The following is a 17,994-nucleotide window of genomic DNA, read 5'->3' as shown; positions in this document are numbered from 1 at the left end:
TTGTCCACGTGCTTCCGCATCCAGCCTTTGCTGCCCTCATCCGATGGTCGCCGGTCGTCCGTTCCGGGATGACCGGCGTGTGGTCGAGGGGTGGATTTGGTCGGTCTCGGTCGATTCGACGGTGAACCGTGCCTACCAGCACGGCACGAACCTTCCCCGCGCCACAGGGGGCCCCGTCGAATTACATGAATCTGTTTGCTAAACCGGCCCGATCATGCCATTGGCCGTTCCCGCGGCGGGCTGAGCACGAAGACCCATGCCCTGGTCGACGGGAAGGGCCGGCCGCTGACCTTGCTGGTCGCACCGGGCCAGGGAGGGGACGCGCCGATGTTCCCCTATCTGATGAAGCATCTGAAGGTCAATCGCGGACGACCTCCGGCCTCTGACAAGGAAGACTTCAAAGGCCGGAACGTCGTCGAACGGAACTTCAACACCTTCACGCAGTGGCGGGGGCTCGCCACCCGCTACGACAAGCTCGCCCTCACCTACCGGGGCGGCGCGGTCCTCCGCGCCATCAGCATCTGGCTGACAGCATGAGGAGACACGCCCTAGGCCCTACTTGCCCCTCGCGGGGAAGGAATGGGGCGGAAGGTGCCGAGATCCGAGGGCGGCCTTGCGGTGCGGCTCGTGTGCGTCCGCGTCCACTTCCCTGATGGTCGACCACGCCGCGGACACCAGATAGACCTGGCTGACCAGGTTGAACCAGATGAGAAGCCCGATGATGATGGCGAAGGGTGCGAGGACGGGGTTCTGCCCCGCGCGGGCCAGGAGTTCGGTGCTGAAGACTTGGAGAGCGGTGGTGCCGACCGCGGCGATGACGGTTCCCTCCAAGAAGGCCTGCCGCCCGAGCGGAAGGCCCCCGGCAAGCCGGAACAGGATGGCCGCCGTCGCCCAGTTCAGCAGCAATGGCACCACCAGTTTCACGACGCCGATCACGGGTCCCGCTATGCCTTCGTCCAAGCCGAGCAGGGCAATCATCCAACTGGCCGCCGTCCCGAAGACCAGGGAGACACCTGCGCTCAGGACAAGCGCCACGCCGAGCAACAGGAGCGTCCCGGCGTCGAACAATTTAGCCAGGACCGGGTTGCGTGGAAGGGGCGGCAATTCCATGACCCCGCGCAATCCCTCGCGCACGCTCGCGATCCAGCCCAAAGAGGTAAGCACCGTGACCACAGCGGCGATGACCGCGGTCCAGCCCAGGCCGTTCGGATTGAGCAGGTCATGTGGATTGACCAGGCCTTCGCCACCGTCTACCTTCAAGAGTCCCGGGGCACTCTTGGATATGTTCGCGATGATGGCGTCCACCAAGAACGGTTGGCCGCTCAAGACGAGTCCCGCAACGGAAAATCCCGTGGCCAGCAACCCGGTGATGGAGAAGAACATGGTGAACCCGATGCCGGCGCTCATGAGCGGCCCGTGCCGCAAGGCGTAGTGCTGCCACGCCCGCATGGGCCGGAAGGTGTTCAGCCGGGCAAGGAACAACTGCACGAAGGCCATCAGCTTCGGCACGGTGCCGGCGTTGGAGCGCCGCGCGTGGCCCCAGTCGAGCCTGCGGTGGATGAGTTGCAGCCTGAGTTTGGCAAGCTCAGTTGGTTGGGGAGGAGTCTCCGCTGTTGGCTGTGCTTTCCCGTGCTTGATCTGTGTCCCCGCCAAAATCGAGCTCTTCCCGTAGCTGCCAGATGCCATTGTTGTCGTGCTCGTAAAGTCCCATGCTAACCACAGGGAAGGTGGCGGTGTAGTTCTTGAGAACGGTTTCGGCCTCATCCAAGCTTTCTGGAGCGACGTCGTGGGCTACCGTCACGTGGGGATGGTAAGGGAAAGGAAGATCCCGTTCGAGGGGACCTGTCTGCAGTTGTTCGTGCAGGCCCACGCACTCCGTGAAGCCGTCTTCGACGTTCAGGAACACCACTGGGGACACGGGACGGAAGGAGCCCGTGCCGGAAATGGTGATCTTGAACGGCGCCTGGCGCCTGGCGATCTCCCGAACGTGCTCCCGTGTGGCTTCCCAATCCTGCGCCGGCGTGGTGGTGACCAGTGTGATGTGGGCAGGGATGACCTCGGCCATGGGATCACCGAAGGAGGCGCGCCACTGCTGCAGCTCCTGCGCCACATCCGGGGGGAAGCCCAGGATGACACCCACGCACATGCTGTCGCCGCACGGGCTGGCAGACTGGTGTGCGCCCGCGTCCGGGCGGGCATCAGCGGCCCGGCCGGCTCCCCCTCTAAGGGAGCCAGCCTGGACGCTGAGCTTGCCAGCCGCGCACATGGGTTTAGCGGATTCCCTGTGCCCCGCCGTAAGGCAGGAAGCCCACCTTGGCGTAGACGTCGGCTAGGGTGGCCGAGGCGATTTCACGGGCTTTGTCCGCCCCATGAGCCAGGAGCCGATCGAGCTCTGCCGGGTCCGCGAGGAGTTCGTTGGCGCGGTCCCTGATGGGCCCGAGGTGGCCGGCAACGAGTTCGGCGAGATCGACCTTCAGGTGGCCGTACATCTTGCCTTCGTAATCCGCCACGATCTTTTCCACCGGTTGCCCACTGATGGACGAGTAGATGCTCAGCAGGTTGGAGACGCCGGGCTTGGCCTCACGGTCGAAGCGGATTTCCGTCTCGGTATCCGTGACAGCGGACTTGATGCGCTTGGCCGTGACCTTCGGATCATCCAGCAGGTTGATCAAACCGGCCGGCGACTCTGCGGACTTGGACATCTTGGCCGTAGGGTTCTGGAGATCGTAGATCTTGGCCGATTGCTTCTGGATGAAGGCCTGCGGCACCTGGAACGTCTCGCCATAGCGGCTGTTGAAACGCTGGGCCAGGTCGCGGCTGAGCTCAATGTGCTGCCTCTGGTCTTCACCCACGGGCACTCCGTGCGGCTGGTACAGGAGGATGTCGGCTGCCTGCAGGATCGGGTATGTGAAGAGCCCGACGCTGGCGTGATCCGAACCATGTTGCAAGGACTTGTCCTTGAACTGGATCATGCGCGAGGCCTCGCCGAAGCCGGTGATGCAGCCCAGGACCCAGGCGAGCTGGGCGTGTTCAGGAACCTGGGACTGGACGAACAGCGTGCACTTCTTCACGTCTACGCCGCCGGCGATGTACTGGGCAGCAGTGACGCGCGTCCGGCGTGCCAGCTCGGCGGGGTCCTGCGGCACAGTGATCGCGTGCAGATCCGGGATGAAAAAAATGGCGTCGTACTCGTCCTGCATCCGGACCCAAGGGACCAGGGCGCCCAGGTAGTTCCCCAAGTGCAGAGAGTCCGCGGACGGCTGCATTCCCGACAGGACGCGGTGCTTGGCACCGACTGGGAGTTTGGTGGATGATGCCTTGGCTGCGGCTGCAGCGGGTTCAGTCGTGGTTGAACTGGTCATGAGGAAACTTTCGAAAGCCTAGAGCTGGTAGTCGACTACCAGCGGTGCGTGGTCGGAGAAACGGGTGTCCCACGACGGCGCCCGGTCAACGACGGCCGAAAGAGCGGCTGCCGCGAGTCCAGGAGTGGCCATGTGGTAGTCGATGCGCCAGCCTGTGTCAGTGTCAAAGGCCTTACCGCGCTGGGACCACCAGGTGTAGGGGCCATCGACATTTCCTGCCAGGCCCCTGTGGACATCCCTCCATCCAATCTCGTCGCCAAAGAAACGATCGAAGTACGCACGCTCCTCGGGAAGGAAGCCGGCACGCTTGGTGTTGCCCTTCCAATTCTTGATGTCGAGCTCCGTGTGGCCGACGTTGAGGTCGCCAACCACCAAGGCGTGGTCACTATGCTTGGCGAGCTCGGGGAGCCGCGTGATCATGACATCAAGGAAGCGGTATTTGTCCACCTGCTTGGGGGTGTCTACCTCGCCGGAATGCACATAGGCGCTGACGACGGTCAGGGTAGTGTCCTTGCCGCCGCCATCCCGAACGACGTAGTCGGCTTCCACCCAGCGCCCGGTGGTGGCGAAGTAGTCGTCGCCAATACCCACGCGGGTAGCAGTGGGTTCCTGACGGGAGGCAATCGCTACGCCGGCGCGGCCCTTGGCCTCGGCTTCGGCGTGGAGGATGTGCCAGCCTTCGCCGATGAGCTGGTGAACCACCTCATCGGGCGCGCGGACCTCCTGCAGACAGAGGATGTCGACGTCGCGCGGCTCCAGCCACTCCGCCATCCCCTTCTTGTAGGCGGCGCGAATGCCGTTGACGTTGACCGTTGCGATGCGAAGGAAGTCCTTCTTCAATGCCGAGCTCACCCCGCCTACTCTAGTCGATGATGGTGCCCGAGACGGGCTCGTCGGTTCCGCCGGACGACTTGATCATGTCCCTGGCGTTGCTTGACGTGATGGCGATGGTCTCCAACGCGCGGTCGATGGTGTCCTGATCAGCTGATTCGCCTTTGGCACGCTCCGCCTCCACCACGCGAACCTGCACCTGGACGATCTTGAACGAGTGGTCCAGTTTGAGGTCACGGATTTCATCCGCTTCGCTGCGTTCCGCCACCACCCGTGTGCCGCCGTGGTCGGCGCTCGACGACGACGGCGCCCGGCCGGTTGCCGCGTTGAAGGCGTTCTGCGCTTCGGTGAGTTTCTCTCCGGCCCGCTTGGCAGCCTTCTGGATGCTGAAGACCACGAAAGCGGCGAGGGCGAGCCAGCCAAAGGAAACTACGGCGACGATCCAGCCGACCACGTCGTTCTGGTTGGCCGCGAAGATCACGGCCACTAGGAAAGCGATGAGCACCACAGTCATGCCCAGTCCACCGATGCGGAAGCCTTTGAAAGGGCTCTTGGCGGAAGCGGACGGGGGAACAGATGACGGGGAGTCGCCGAGAGATTGCATGCACCCATTGTCGCAAACTCCGCAGGGCGAGCCAGCCGCTTCCACCCCCGGCGAACAGCGCGGTCTTCGAGGGTCGAGGCTATTTCAGGAAGAGTTTCCGCAACCGCCCGGTGGTGAGCATGATGCCGAGTGCGATCATCACAAGGTAGTAGGCGATATGGACCGCCGTGGCAGGGCTGAAGGAACCAATGCTGATCTGCCTCAAGAGCTCCACGCCATGCCACAGCGGCATCGCCTGGATGAGCCACTGAATGTACTGCGGATAGACGGTTATCGGGTAGAAGGTGGCGCTGAACAGGAACATGGGCAACATGAAGAAGTTGATCCAGTCCATCTGCTGGAAAGTCTTCATGAAGCTCGTGATGCCCATGCCGAAGCTCGCGAAGCCGAAAGCGATCAGCACGGACGCCGGGACAACCAGGATGGCCCAGGGCGTGGTGATGAGACCCATGATGCCCATGACTGCGGTGAAGCCCGTTGCGTACAGGAGTCCACGCAGCAGGGCCAAAAAGATCTCCCCGATGGCTACATCCAACGGCCCCAGGGAGGTGTAGAGCATGCCTTGGTACAGCTTGGCGAAGTTCATCTTGAAGAAGACGTTCCACGTTGAGTCGTAGACGGCGCCGTTCATCGCAGACACCGCCAGGAGGGCTGGCGCAATATAGGCCGCGTAACTGATTTCCTGGCCGCCCGGCCCCGCCACGGTACCCACGATCGGACCCAGTCCAACGCCCATGGAGATCAGGTACAGCACCGGTTCGAAGAACCCGGAGACCAGGATCAACCAGGTACTGCTTTTCGCCGCCATGAGCCCCCGGGCCACAACGGCAAGTGCATTGCGGGAGTACAGCGGGCCAAAGGTGCGTTCGCGGGCAGCGTCCGTGGCGCTTTGCGGTCCGGTCTGGCCTTCAGCCAGGGCACTCATGCCCCCATCCTCCTAACGAACTGCCGCCGCGTCAGCGTCCACCCGGTGGCGGCCGCGCCAACAAGGAACAGGACGTGGATCAGGGTCAGCACAGGGCTCTCCTCAAGACCGTAAGTGAAGACGCGGCCCAGCTCCGTGCCGTGCCACACCGGAGAGATCCAGCCGATCCAGCGGACCCCTATCGGCAGCGAGTCCAGCGGGAAGAAGGTCCCCGAAAACAGGAACAAAGGCACCACGATGAATCGCTGCACGAGTGCGAACTGGCCGGCGTCCTTGGTGATGGTCGACGCATAGGCCATGAGCGGCAGCCCGAAGGACAGCCCGGCTACCGTGGCAACCACGGCCGACACCCAGCCCCAAGGGCTCGGCGAGGCGCCGAACATGGCCACGATGACGAAGTAGACCACCGATTGCACGAGGAACTTCAAGGCACTGGCCATGATGTGGCCCGCGGCAATCTGCTGGGGAACGAGCGGGGAAGCGTGCGGGCCGTAGAACACACGGCGCCACTTGAAGCCGTCCATGATCGGGTAGGAAAAGTCCCCCGATGCCGTCATGACCGCGGATGAGACCAGGAGTGCGGGCGCAATGAAGGCCAAGTAGCTCACACCGCCGAATACCGCCGCACTGTTCGCGTCCACCAGGCTCGCCAGCCCGATGCCCATCGCGAACAGGTACGCCACCGGCTGCCCCACGCTGTACAGGAACACGGACCAACCGTAGCCACGCATCACTCGAAGTGCCTGCTCCGCGTAGAAAAACGATCCCCAGCGTCGCGCCCGGCTGGCCGAGACGGCCGGCGAGTGAGCGCGTAAGGGATGAACCGCCGTCGGGAGCTGCGCGTCAGTCATGTGCCCTCCTCGTCTGCTCTCCGCTCATCAACTGTCCCAAGCCAACCGCCCGCTAATCAACAAGGCTCCGTCCGGTCAGCCGGAGGAAAACGTCCTCCAACGAAGAACGCCGCACCAGCGAGGTCAGGGGGCGGAGCCGGCGCGCGGAGACTTGCTCCAAGGCCGATTCACCGTCGTCCGCGTAGATGAGCACGCGATCAGGCAGCGTCTCGACGCGTTCGCCGACGCCTTCGAGCTCGACGCCGATGGTGGCATTGCGCTCAGAGCCGAAGCGGAGCTCCAGGACCTCTCGCGTGGAGTATTCGCGGATCAGGCTGGCGGGCGATCCTTCGGCCATGATCCGGCCCTTATCCACCACGATCAGCCGGTCGCAAAGCTGTTCGGCCTCGTCCATGTAGTGGGTAGTGAGGATCAGCGTCACGCCCTGTTCCTTGAGCCTGAACAGCCGGTCCCAGAGGATGTGGCGGGCTTGCGGATCCAGGCCCGTGGTGGGCTCATCCAGGAGTAGGATCTTGGGCTCGTTGATCAGCGAGCGGGCAATCGTCAGGCGCCTTTTCATGCCGCCCGAGAGGGCATCGACCCTGGACTTGGCCTTGTCCGACAGTTGCGCAAACTCAAGCAGTTCATCGGCCTTGGGACGCAAGTAGCTCAAGGGCAGCCCGAAGTAGCGGCCGTAGACGATCAGGTTTTCGCGGACCTTCAGTTCCTCGTCCAGGTTGTCCTGCTGGGGCACTACGCCCAAATGCGCGCGGACTTCCGGGCCGTGGGTTTCCGGGTCCAGGCCCATGATGCTGAGCTTCCCTGACGTGCGCTGGGAGACTCCGCCGATCATCTTCATGGTGGTTGATTTGCCGGCGCCGTTGGGCCCCAGCAGCCCGAAGGACTCCCCCGCCGAAACCTCGAAGGAGATGCCGTCGACGGCGGTGAGCTCACCATAGGTCTTGGTGAGGTTTTCGGCTGTGATGACTGCGGGTGGGTTCATCTGTCGGCTGGCTGACGTGGAGAAAGAGCGGGTGGCTTCATTGTGCACCCACAGCAGACTAGTAGAGCCAACGAATACGTGAAAGAGGTATTGCGCAATTTTCTGGAATAACCCGGCAACGTGACATTTTGCTGGATCATCCCACGCGTCAAGCCCCGAAACCGCGTGTTTCGGGGGCTTGACGGTTGAGCGAAGGCGAATGTTCCAGCAGAATCCGCCGGCGCCTCACTTCGTCGGATGTGCCCGCAGCACTTCCAGGCGTTGGCGGTACTCCGTCTCGTCGATTTCGCCCCGCGCGTAGCGTTCCCTCAGTACGCTTTCGGCGCCCTGGGTTGCGGCCCAGTAGTGGTTCCGGCGCCACATGCGGCGGCCAAAGAAGATGAAGAATCCGATGACCAGGATCCAAAACAGCGGAATCAGGAGGAAAAACGGCCAGAAGACGAATCCGTCCCCGGGTCCATGGACGACGTCGGCAGGCAGCTGGGCGGCCGCGGCGCCGATGGTGGTGCTTAGTGATGTCAACATGTCCAGTCCCAAACTCTCAACAGGCCGTATCTCGGCTCTGGTTCCAGTCTGGTTTTTGGCCCATCGAAACGCGTCGGCCACCGGGAGGCACTTGCGTCCGGCCGCCTACTCCCCCGGGAGACTGCGCGGAACGGCTAGCTGCTCCACCCGGGCCGGACCAAGCCTGATTCGTACGCCAGGACCACCAATTGCGCCCGGTCCCGCACGAGCAATTTGGTCATGATCCGGGAAACATGGGTCTTTGCCGTCAGTGGGGTGATGAACAGTCTTTCGGCGATCTCCGCGTTGTTCAGGCCTTCGCCTACCAGCGCCAGGACTTCCCGTTCGCGCTCGGTGATTTGGTCCAGGGGTATTGTCTTTGACGCCGCCTTGCTCTGCACGGCGAGCTGGGCCATGATGCGGCGTGTCACCGAAGGCGAAAGCAGGGCATCGCCTTCGTGCACCACCCGCACGGCGCGGATCAGTTCCTCCGGTTCGGTGTCCTTGACGAGGAAGCCGGCGGCGCCCGCGCGCACCGCCTCAGCGATGTATTCGTCCAACTCGAACGTGGTGAGGATGATGATGCGCGTGTGCGCGAGGCGGGGGTTGGCCAGGATTTGCCGTGTCGCGGCCAGTCCGTCGCCATCAGGCATGCGGATGTCCATCAGGACGACGTCGGGCGCCTCACGCTCGGCCAGCCTGACGGCATCCCGGCCAGTACCAGCTTCCGCGACCACTTCCATGTCCGGTTCAGCGTCCAGGAGCGCCCGGAATCCCGCCCGGATAAGGTTCTGGTCGTCGGCCAACAACAAACGGATCATGCCTGGTGTCCTCCTTGGTTGGGGTTCAGCGGGAGGTTCGCTTCCACACGCAGCCCGGGCTCCAGCGGCGTCAGGCTAAGTGTCCCGCCCAAGGCGTCGACGCGCTCGTGCATACCTGTCAGCCCGTTGCCGGCGGCCGCTCCCCGCATGCCTGCACCGTCGTCGTCGATCCTCACCCTCAGCGCGTTCCCCGCCAATTCGAGGAGTACGACGGCGGACGCCGCGCCTGAGTGCCTGCGGACGTTGCTCAGCGCTTCCTGGACAATCCGGTAGGCCGTTTCCTGTTGTACCGTACCAACTCGTTCCGGGGACACCGAGTTTTCGAGTCGCACCTGCAGGCCGCCGCGCCGTGCGTCCTCCACGAGTTCCGGGATCCGCGCCAGACTTGGTGGTGCCGCAGGACTCAACGGAGCGTCGTCGCGCAGTACGCCGAGGAGCTGACGGACCTCGGCCAAGGATTCCTTGCTGGCTGCCTTGATGGCTTCCAGCGCCGGGCGGAGCTTCTCGGGATCGTTGGTGCCCAAGTGGAGCGCCACGGAGGCCTGGACGTTGATCATCGACAGGGAGTGGGCCACCACATCGTGGATATCCCGGGCGAGCGTGAGCCGGTATTCGTCCCGTTCGGCCTGTTTCGCGGCCTCGCGCCGTCGCCGGTATTCGGCCATCCGCTCGCCCCGCCGTCGGAAGCCTTCACCGATCAGCACGAGGATCGCCGCCCACGCGACACCGGCGGAGGACCGGACAAGCCCCGCCTCATCCCCGGCAATGACGGCAAACAGCACGATGGCCGCCGCGCAGATCCCTGCCCCAATCCAGGCCTGCCAGCGCAGCCCCGCCGCCGCCGTCAGGATGATCGACAACGCGAGGGACAACACGATCGGGCCCCAGGCGTAACCAAGGAGCACATAGCTGAACGTGGCCGCCAGGGTCACGGGCAGCATGACCACGGGCCTGCTGGTCCGGAAAGCCAAGGCCACGGGTCCTGCCAGCAACAGGATGAAGGCGAGCGGGTCCAAGGGACGCAGTGCAGTCTGGTGGCTCGCCGAAAAGACGGTCCCCAGGACCTGGATCAGGGCCACCGCGATCACGATGAAACTCGTGGGGGGACCCTCGCCTACTCCGGAGGGAGTAGGCGCCCTACACGCTGGTGGGGAGCAAAATCAGGCGACGCCGGAGACGCTTCCCGCTGCCAATTGGCGTTCCGCGGCTTCGACGACGTTGGTCATGAGCAGCGCCACGGTCATGGGACCAACGCCACCGGGGTTCGGCGAAATCCAGCCGGCTACATCGGCAACGGCGGGATCGATGTCGCCGTGGACCTTGCTCTTGCCCGTCTCGGGGTCGGTTTCACGGGTGACACCGACGTCCAGCACGGCCGCGCCCGGCTTCACGTCCGCAGGCTTGACGATGTGCTTTGCACCCGCCGCGCCTACAATCACGTCCGCCTGCCGCAGCAGCTCCGAGAGGTTCTTGGTGCCGGTGTGCGTCAGCGTCACGGTGGCGTTCACGGCCCGCCGGGTGAGCAGCAGGCCGATCGAGCGGCCGATCGTGACGCCGCGGCCGACTACCACAACGTGCTTACCTGCGAGGCTGTAGCCGTTGCGCTCCAGGAGCTCGATGACGCCACGGGGCGTGCAGGGCAGCGGCGAGGTGATCTCTCCGTTGACGTTGAGCACCAGCCGGCCCAGGTTGGTCGGGTGCAGGCCGTCGGCATCCTTGGCGGGGTCGATCCGCTCGAGGATAGCGTCGGTGTCCAGGTGCTTGGGCAGCGGCAGCTGCACGATGTAACCGTGGCAGGCGGGGTCCGCATTGAGTTCGTCGATGAGGGCCTCAACCTGGGCCTGAGTGGCATCCGCCGGAAGCTCACGCTGGATCGAGTTCATCCCGATCTCCACAGACTGCTTGTGCTTCATGGACACGTAAAGCTGCGAGGCAGGGTCCGCACCGATGAGCACAGTGGCAATGCCCGGAGTCACGCCGCGGGCCTTCAGCGCAGCGACACGCTCAGTAAGCTCAGCTTTGATGGCGGCGGCGGCGGTTTTGCCGTCAAGGATCTTCGCGGTCTGCGCCATGGACGGGTTCACCACTGCTCGTGCTGCGGGTACAGCGGGAAGTCAGCGGCGAGCTTGTCGACGCGGGCCTGCAGGGCTTCAACATCGGTAGCGGAACCGGACTTCAGCGCCGAAGCGATGATCTCGGCAACCTCGGTGAACTCGGTAGCACCGAATCCGCGGGTAGCCAGTGCCGGGGTACCGATGCGCAGGCCGGAGGTGACCATCGGGGGGCGGGGGTCGAACGGAACGGCGTTGCGGTTGACGGTGATGCCCACCGAGTGCAGAAGGTCTTCGGCCTGCTGCCCGTCCAGCTGCGAGTTGCGCAGGTCCACGAGGACCAAGTGGACATCGGTGCCGCCGGTCAGGACCGAAATGCCGGCTTCGGCAACATCAGCCTGGTTGAGGCGATCGGCGATGATCTTGGCACCTTCGAGGACGCGTTGCTGACGCTCCTTGAATTCCTCGCCCGCGGCGATCTTGAAGGCAACGGCCTTGGCTGCGATGACGTGCATGAGCGGACCACCCTGCTGGCCCGGGAAAACGTTGGAGTTGAGCTTCTTCGCCCATTCTTCCTTCGCGAGGATCACACCGGAACGGGGTCCAGCCAGCGTCTTGTGCACCGTGGAGGTGACGACGTCGGAGTGCGGCACCGGGCTCGGGTGCAGGCCTGCTGCCACGAGGCCGGCGAAGTGGGCCATGTCCGTCCAGAGGAGGGCGCCAACTTCGTCGGCGATGGAGCGGAAGGCCGCGAAGTCGAGGTGGCGCGGGTAAGCGGACCAGCCGGCGATGATGACCTGCGGCTTCTCGGCAATCGCTTGCTCGCGGAGCTTGTCCATGTCCACGCGGAAGGTGTCCTGCTCCACCTGGTAGGCAGCCACGTTGTAGAGCTTGCCGGAGAAGTTCAGCTTCATGCCGTGCGTCAGGTGGCCGCCATGAGCCAGGGACAGGCCGAGGATCTTGTCACCGGGTGTGATCATGGCAGACAGCGCTGCGGCGTTGGCCTGTGCACCCGAGTGCGGCTGGACGTTGGCGTACTCTGCATCGAAGAGAGCCTTAACGCGGTCGATGGCCAGTTGCTCGGCAATGTCCACGTATTCGCAGCCACCGTAGTAGCGCTTGCCCGGGTAGCCTTCGGCGTACTTGTTGGTCAGGACCGAGCCCTGGGCCTCCATGACGGCGCGGGGCGCAAAGTTCTCGGAAGCGATCATTTCCAGGGTGCCGCGCTGGCGGCCGAGTTCCTGTTCCAGAACCGCTGCGATCTCGGGGTCGAGTTCGGCAAGCGGCTGGTTGCTGATGGTCGCGGAGGTGATGGTGGTGGTCACGAAGATCTCCTGGATAGGCAACGGGTATTTCTACAGGTCAGGCTACCGGCTGCGTTTTTTCCATGTCCTTTGATTACGGGGCATGGCACAGCGACAGTAAAACGTGACCCTCGGCCCAGGCGTACGATCCGTGGTCTTCATCAATGCCGCTCCCTGGTGGTACACCACCCAACGCCAGTCGCGACGACTTAAACAGTACAACAGGTGCGCAACGGTAGGCTTGACTGTGTGACTGACTCCACCCTGCCCACGTCTTTTGTTGTAACCCTGTCCTGCCCGGACCGGCCCGGAATTGTGCACGCCGTTGCAGGCGCCTTGTTGGAGGCTGGCTGCAACATCGCCGATTCCCAGCAATATGGCAGCCCCACCACGGGAAACTTCTTCATGCGGGTGGAAGCCACCACGTCCTCTGCCCAGGCTGAACTGGGTTCGGCACTGGCCCCGGTGGCCGAAGAATTCGGCATGAAGTGGCAGATCAACCCGGTAGGCCAGAAGGTCCGTACCCTGATCCTGGGTTCAAAAGACGCGCATTGCCTCAACGATCTGCTCTTCCAGCAGCGTTCCGGGACCCTCCCCATCGAGGTGCCGGCCATCGTGTCCAACCACCGGGACCTCGAAGGACTGGCCGAGTTCTATGGCATCCCCTTCCACCACATCCCGGTCACCCCGGACACGAAGCCGGAGGCCGAGGCGAAACTCCTCGAGCTCATCCGTGAACACGGCATCGAGCTGACTGTCCTGGCGCGCTACATGCAGGTCCTCTCCAACGAGCTCTGCACCGAGCTCAACGGCAAGGCCATCAACATCCATCACTCCTTCCTGCCGTCCTTCAAGGGCGCCAAGCCCTACCACCAGGCACATGCCCGCGGTGTGAAGATCATCGGCGCCACCGCCCACTACGTCACGGCGGACCTCGATGAGGGTCCCATCATCGAGCAGGAGGTCATCCGTGTGGACCACGCCCGCACCGCTGAGCAATTCGTGCAGATGGGCCGCAACGTCGAGGGTCGCACGCTCGCACAGGCCGTGCAGTGGCACGCCGAACACCGCGTCCTCCTGGACGGCACCCGCACGGTGGTCTTCAACTAGCGCCCCCCGCCGCACCCAACTGACTCGCAGTAGATGTCGTTTTGACGCCTCATAACGACATCTACTGCGAGTTAGTTGGGTGTCCTACGCTGGGTGCATGGACGGGACCCGGAGGGCATTCAGCGACGAAGCCGACAATCACGAAGCGGACCTCGCCGCGTTCTACGACCGGCAGGCCCCTCTCCTGCACACCCGCGCCCTGACGCCGCACCGGGTGGAATGCCGCGATTGGTTTATCCGTCTACTCAAGGACGAGCACAGGCATTCGCTGTTCGAACTGGGCTGCGGGACCGGAATCGAGGGCCTCAAGTTCGTGGAGGCAGGAATCCACTACACGGGCGTCGACCTTTCCGAGGAGAGCATCCACGTCGCCCGTGCCAAGGGCTTGGACGCCAGCGTGGCGAGCGGCCGGTCCCTGCCGTTCGCCGACGCCACTTTTCCTGCCGTGTGGACCATGAGTACTCTCCTCCATGTCCCCAACACTCGAATCCACGACGTCCTCAGCGAACTCGTGCGGGTCGCGGCGCCCGGTGCGCCAATCGGCGTCGGGCTCTGGTCGGGTGACGATGAGGAAGTTCTCAATCCGGAAGACGAAGACGAGCCGCGACGGTTCTTCAGCCGGCGGAGCGACGCCGCCGTGCGCCACATCTTCGGTGCGCACGGCACGGTGGAACACTTTGAGACCTGGCCCGAAGGCACGGGTGCAGAGTCCGGGCCGGGTGCGGGAAAATGGATCCAGCACTACCAGTTCCTGGTCCTCCGGACGCCTTCCGGCCCAACTGGCTAGCAGTAGGTGCCGTAATAAGGCGTCAAAACGACACCTACTGCGAGTGAGTTGGGCTGGGGCCAGCATGTTCTAGGCTTGGCCCATGGCTCCCATTTACTCCTTCGCCGGCGACACCCCGGTCATCCATGACACTGCCTTCGTGGCTCCCACGGCGTCCATCATCGGCAAGGCCACCCTTGGCGAGGACTCCAGCGCCTTCTACGGTGTGTCCGTCCGGGCAGACACCGCTGCCATCAGCGTCGGCGCCGGCTCGAACCTGCAGGACAACGTGGTCCTGCACGCCGACCCCGGCTTCCCCTGCGCCATCGGCGAGCGCGTCAGCGTCGGGCACAGCGCAGTCGTGCACGGATGCACGGTGGAGGACGACTGCCTCATCGGCATGAGTGCCACTATCCTGAACGGCGCCGTTATCGGCACCGGTTCGCTCGTGGCGGCGGGCGCCGTCGTGCTTGAGGGGACTGTCATCCCGCCGCGATCCTTGGTTGCCGGCGTGCCTGCCAAAGTGCGTCGCGAACTGAGCGAGGAAGAACTCGACGGCGTGAAACACAATGCGGCCCACTACCGGGAGCTGGCAGCTGCCCACCGAGAGATGCATGCACAGGATTAAGAGCGAAATGCCCGGCAGGAGGGTTCTCCTGCCGGGCATTTTCGTGTCCGAGATAGGGCCGGATACGGCTAGTCCAGGCTGATCGGCCCTAGTTCGTCCAACAAATCACCGGGACCGGGGTTGCCTGCCACCGACGATCCACCCAGGTGGTTCACCACACCCCACACAGCGTTGAGCCCTGTGGTGACGGCGCCTTCGGCCCAGCCCGCGGTGAACGAGACGTCGTCGCCGGCCAGGAAGATCCCGCGCTGGCTCTCGGGCAGCTTGTCCTGCTTGAAGTGCGTGAACAGGCGCTGCTGGTAGCGGTAGTGCCCGGGCAGGTTGGCCTTGAAGGCACCCATGAAGTTGGGGTCGGCCTCCCAGGAAACGGTGATGGGCTGGCCTACGATGTGGCTCGCGATGTCCACGCCCGGGTAGATCTGCTCGAGCGAGTGCAGCATGAGTTTGACGCGTTCCTCGGCGCTGAGCGAGAGCCACTTCAGGGCGTCGTCGTTCCACGTGTAGGAGAGCAGGATGACGGCAGGCTTGTCCGGGCCGTCGTCGAGCAGGTACGTTGCCCGGTTGAGCCGGTCGGTCAGGGTCATGGACAACACTTCGCGGCCCGTTTCGGGGTCGATGTCCTTCCAGAACGGCCGGTCCACCATGACGAAGGTCTTGGACGACTGCATGTAGTGCGAGCGCTCGATCGCTGTCCATAGTTCCGAGGGGAACAACGCTTCCTGGGTGTGGATGCGAGTGGACAGCAGCCAGGACTGGCACGTGGTCACAACGGCGGGGTAGCCGGTTTCTCGGCCCCAACGTTCGCGCACCATGAGGTCGCCGTTCTCTCCGCGCTCGATGCGGTCCACGGCTCCGCGCGGGGAACCGGAATGCAACGATGCCAGCGAGGTGCCCTCGGGCCAGTGAGCCATGCCCGACGGCGCGTGGTGCCAGAGTGCCTCGGGGAGCCGTTGCGCTCCTCCCGCGATGAGCCGGTGCTGGTCATCGGCGTCGGTGTAGACGACGCGCAGGATTTCGAGGATCGAGTTGGGGAAGTCGGTGTCCCAGCCGCCTGTGCCGAAGCCCACCTGCCCGAAGGCCTCGCGGTGCGCGAACCCGGCCTCCTTGAAGGACTTGCTCGCGGCGATGAAGCCGTAGAAGGTCTGCTCATCCAAGAGCGGCAGCAGCTCGTTCCACAGTTCCTTGATCCGGGTAGTGTCGCGGGCCCGGATCGCCTCCTGCATTTCCTGGAACGCAGCGCCGTCATTTACTGCGGCCTTCCAGGCTGCGGCAACCTCGTGGAAGAACTCCGGCAGGTCAGCAGAAGTGGCAGCGTAGTGCTTTTGCCCGGCCAGCTCGATCACTGTGCTTGAAGTTGCGGGCGCGAGCGGGTTGGGGAATTCCTGGGTGTCCAGGCCAAGGAGATCCACGTAGTGGTAGAACGCCTTACCTGAGACGGGGAAGCGCATGCCGCCGAGGTCTGCCACCACTCCTGGAGCGGAGGGGAAGCTCGCAGTGCGCAGCCGCCCGCCGATCTGGTCAGCCTCATAGACCACGGGGCGCAGCCCGAGCTTCATGAGCTCATAGGCCGTGACGAGTCCGGACAGGCCTGCACCGATCACCGCGACCTCCGTGCCGTGCAGTTCCGGCGGAACAACCGCCAATCCATCGGGGTGGGCCAGGTAGTGGTCGTAGCTGAACGGGAAGTCCGGATTCAGCATAGTGATGGGAGCGTCGGCCGGCGTTGCTTGGGAAATTCCCGTGTCCCCTGCGCGGGGTGTGGGTTCCGTGGGCAATTCGGTGGCGATGGTCATGAAAGTTCTGCCTTCACAGTTTCCGGGTCGGCGACCCTGGCGGATAGTTCACGGTATTCCTGTTCGGTCAGGGCCGCTACCTTGGAGTTCCGGCGTCCATAGCCGAAGTAGAGCGCGATCCCCACGAGCATCCAGCCACCAAACACCACCCAGGTGTCGGCGCCCAAGTTGGCCATGAGGTAGGCACACATCAGCGTGCCGAGGACGGGGGTGATCGGGTAGAGCGGCACGCGGAAGCTGCGCTTGAGCTCCGGGCGGTTGCGCCGCAGGTAGATGACGGCGACGTTCACCAGCGCGAACGCGAAGAGGGTGCCGATGCTGGTGGCGTCGGCCAGCGCGCCGAGCGGGACGAGCCCCGCGGTGAGTGCGACGGCGGTGCCCACGATCAGTGTTCCGGCCACCGGAGTGCCGGTTCGCGGGGAGATACGGCCGAAGACCTCCGGTACCAGTCCGTCGCGGGACATGGAGAGCAGGATACGGGTCTGGCCGTAGAGCACGGTCAGGACGATGCTGGCAATGGCGAGCACGGCCCCGATGGAGAAGACGAGCGCGATCCAGGGCTGGTGGGTGGTTTCCTCGAGGATCTGGACGAGGGCCGCCTCGGTGCCGCCGAACCATTCCCACGGCCGGGCGCCGATGGCTGCCACAGCGACCAGGACGTAGATGCTGGTCACGATCACCATGGAGAGCAGGATGGCGCGTGGCAGGTCGCGCTTGGGGTTGCGTGCTTCTTCGCCGGCGGTGGAGGCGGCGTCGAAGCCGATGTAGGAGAAGAAGACCCTGGACGCAGCGGCCGAGACGCCTGCGGCACCCATCGGCATGAGGGGTTCGAAGTTGCCGGCGTTGAACGCGGTGAAGGCAACGGCGCAGAAGAACAGCAGGATGACAATCTTGATGGTCACGATCGCGGTGTTGATCCAGGCGCTCTCCTTGGCGCCGCGCACCAGCAGGATCATGGCGAGGACCACGATCGCCATGGCGGGGACGTTGACCACGCCGCCGCTGCCCGGCGGCTGGGACATGGCGTCCGGCAGGACCTGCCCGAACGCTGCCAGGGTCTCGTTCACGTATTGCCCTGCGCCGACGGCCACAGCAGCTACGGAGACGGCGTATTCAAGGACGAGGCACCAACCACAGATCCAGGCCATGCCCTCGCCCATCGTGGCGTAGGAGTAGGAGTAGCTGGAGCCGGCCACAGGCACGAGGCCCGCCATTTCCGCGTAGGCCACGGCGGAGAACAGGGCAGCGAGGCCCGCCACCACGAAGGAAATCCAGACCGCGGGGCCGGCCAGCGGCACGGATTCTCCCAGGATCACCAGAATTCCCGTGCCCAGGGTGGCGCCAACGCTGATCATGGTCAGCTGGAGGACACCGAAGCTGCGGACCAGTGGCGTTCCGCTTTTGCTGCTTCCGGCTTCRCTGACCATCTGACCGATGGGCTTGCGGCGCAGCAGTTGCGCAC

18 protein-coding genes, 1 pseudogene and 1 riboswitch are annotated in these 17,994 nt (G+C 64.3%); of the genes and pseudogenes, 4 read left to right on the top strand and 15 right to left on the bottom strand.

Annotated elements, in window-relative coordinates; all coding sequences use genetic code 11:
- Positions 1-97: 97 nt before the first annotated feature.
- Positions 98-330 (top strand): annotated as a pseudogene (locus tag AC1DLO_RS13275) (IS5/IS1182 family transposase); the annotation flags it as partial.
- Positions 331-555: 225 nt separating this feature from the next.
- Here the strand turns inward: AC1DLO_RS13275 and AC1DLO_RS13270 are convergent.
- From AC1DLO_RS13270 to glyA, 13 genes are all read right to left on the bottom strand, one after another.
- Positions 556-1,500, bottom strand: a complete 945-nt coding sequence (locus AC1DLO_RS13270; protein WP_476890358.1) for a YihY/virulence factor BrkB family protein — start codon at positions 1,498-1,500, stop codon at positions 556-558.
- An 85-nt stretch (positions 1,501-1,585) separates the two neighbouring features.
- Positions 1,586-2,266 carry a 2'-5' RNA ligase family protein gene (locus AC1DLO_RS13265; RefSeq protein WP_476890248.1) on the bottom strand — a complete coding sequence of 227 codons (681 nt, stop codon included), beginning with the start codon at positions 2,264-2,266 and terminating at the stop codon, positions 1,586-1,588.
- Positions 2,267-2,270: 4 nt separating this feature from the next.
- Entirely contained in the window at positions 2,271-3,362 is a 1,092-nt protein-coding gene (trpS, locus tag AC1DLO_RS13260) for a tryptophan--tRNA ligase (RefSeq protein ID WP_476890247.1), read from the bottom strand.
- An 18-nt stretch (positions 3,363-3,380) separates the two neighbouring features.
- Complete coding sequence (locus AC1DLO_RS13255; protein ID WP_184736529.1) at positions 3,381-4,214, bottom strand: exodeoxyribonuclease III; 834 nt, start codon at positions 4,212-4,214, stop codon at positions 3,381-3,383.
- Positions 4,215-4,224: 10 nt separating this feature from the next.
- Complete coding sequence (locus AC1DLO_RS13250) at positions 4,225-4,797, bottom strand: hypothetical protein (RefSeq protein ID WP_476890246.1); 573 nt, start codon at positions 4,795-4,797, stop codon at positions 4,225-4,227.
- Between the two features lie 79 nt (positions 4,798-4,876).
- On the bottom strand, positions 4,877-5,722 hold the full coding sequence (locus AC1DLO_RS13245) for an ABC transporter permease (protein WP_476890245.1): 846 nt from the start codon (positions 5,720-5,722) through the stop codon (positions 4,877-4,879).
- A complete protein-coding gene (locus AC1DLO_RS13240; protein WP_476890244.1) occupies positions 5,719-6,573 on the bottom strand; it encodes an ABC transporter permease in 855 nt (284 codons plus the stop codon). The genes AC1DLO_RS13245 and AC1DLO_RS13240 overlap by 4 nt, the downstream gene beginning before the upstream one ends.
- Before the next feature lie 52 nt (positions 6,574-6,625).
- The gene (locus AC1DLO_RS13235; protein WP_476890243.1) at positions 6,626-7,555 is read right to left on the bottom strand and encodes an ABC transporter ATP-binding protein; all 930 of its coding nucleotides are present in this window, start codon (positions 7,553-7,555) and stop codon (positions 6,626-6,628) included.
- 225 nt (positions 7,556-7,780) lie between these two features.
- Positions 7,781-8,080 (bottom strand): SHOCT domain-containing protein, encoded by a 300-nt coding sequence (locus AC1DLO_RS13230; protein WP_441428587.1) that lies wholly within the window; start codon positions 8,078-8,080, stop codon positions 7,781-7,783.
- Between the two features lie 134 nt (positions 8,081-8,214).
- Positions 8,215-8,880, bottom strand: a complete 666-nt coding sequence (locus AC1DLO_RS13225) for a response regulator transcription factor (RefSeq protein WP_476890242.1) — start codon at positions 8,878-8,880, stop codon at positions 8,215-8,217.
- Positions 8,877-9,968: a histidine kinase gene (locus tag AC1DLO_RS13220; RefSeq protein WP_476914493.1), complete on the bottom strand. Its 1,092-nt coding sequence runs from the start codon at positions 9,966-9,968 to the stop codon at positions 8,877-8,879. Before AC1DLO_RS13220 ends, AC1DLO_RS13225 begins: the two co-directional genes overlap by 4 nt.
- Positions 9,969-10,040: 72 nt before the next feature.
- On the bottom strand, positions 10,041-10,952 hold the full coding sequence (locus AC1DLO_RS13215; protein ID WP_476890240.1) for a bifunctional methylenetetrahydrofolate dehydrogenase/methenyltetrahydrofolate cyclohydrolase: 912 nt from the start codon (positions 10,950-10,952) through the stop codon (positions 10,041-10,043).
- Between the two features lie 8 nt (positions 10,953-10,960).
- A complete protein-coding gene (gene glyA, locus AC1DLO_RS13210) occupies positions 10,961-12,256 on the bottom strand; it encodes a serine hydroxymethyltransferase (protein ID WP_476890357.1) in 1,296 nt (431 codons plus the stop codon).
- A 106-nt stretch (positions 12,257-12,362) separates the two neighbouring features.
- Positions 12,363-12,448: riboswitch (ZMP/ZTP riboswitch) on the bottom strand.
- A 36-nt stretch (positions 12,449-12,484) separates the two neighbouring features.
- Here glyA and purU point away from each other — a divergent pair.
- From purU to AC1DLO_RS13195, 3 genes are all read left to right on the top strand, one after another.
- Positions 12,485-13,345 carry a formyltetrahydrofolate deformylase gene (gene purU, locus AC1DLO_RS13205; protein ID WP_184736550.1) on the top strand — a complete coding sequence of 287 codons (861 nt, stop codon included), beginning with the start codon at positions 12,485-12,487 and terminating at the stop codon, positions 13,343-13,345.
- 97 nt (positions 13,346-13,442) lie between these two features.
- Positions 13,443-14,132 (top strand): class I SAM-dependent methyltransferase, encoded by a 690-nt coding sequence (locus AC1DLO_RS13200; RefSeq protein ID WP_476890239.1) that lies wholly within the window; start codon positions 13,443-13,445, stop codon positions 14,130-14,132.
- Between the two features lie 82 nt (positions 14,133-14,214).
- On the top strand, positions 14,215-14,739 hold the full coding sequence (locus AC1DLO_RS13195) for a gamma carbonic anhydrase family protein (protein ID WP_476890238.1): 525 nt from the start codon (positions 14,215-14,217) through the stop codon (positions 14,737-14,739).
- A 68-nt stretch (positions 14,740-14,807) separates the two neighbouring features.
- Here the strand turns inward: AC1DLO_RS13195 and AC1DLO_RS13190 are convergent, their stop codons facing one another.
- Both AC1DLO_RS13190 and AC1DLO_RS13185 read right to left on the bottom strand, forming a co-directional pair.
- Entirely contained in the window at positions 14,808-16,532 is a 1,725-nt protein-coding gene (locus AC1DLO_RS13190; RefSeq protein ID WP_476890237.1) for a flavin monoamine oxidase family protein, read from the bottom strand.
- Positions 16,529-17,959, bottom strand: a complete 1,431-nt coding sequence (locus tag AC1DLO_RS13185) for an amino acid permease (RefSeq protein ID WP_476890356.1) — start codon at positions 17,957-17,959, stop codon at positions 16,529-16,531. The genes AC1DLO_RS13190 and AC1DLO_RS13185 overlap by 4 nt, the downstream gene beginning before the upstream one ends.
- Positions 17,960-17,994: the final 35 nt, after the last annotated feature.

This window comes from Arthrobacter sp. 01T419 (genome assembly GCF_056398865.1).
Note: the sequence above shows the minus strand (reverse complement) of the source record. Positions and strands in the feature narration are given on the sequence as shown.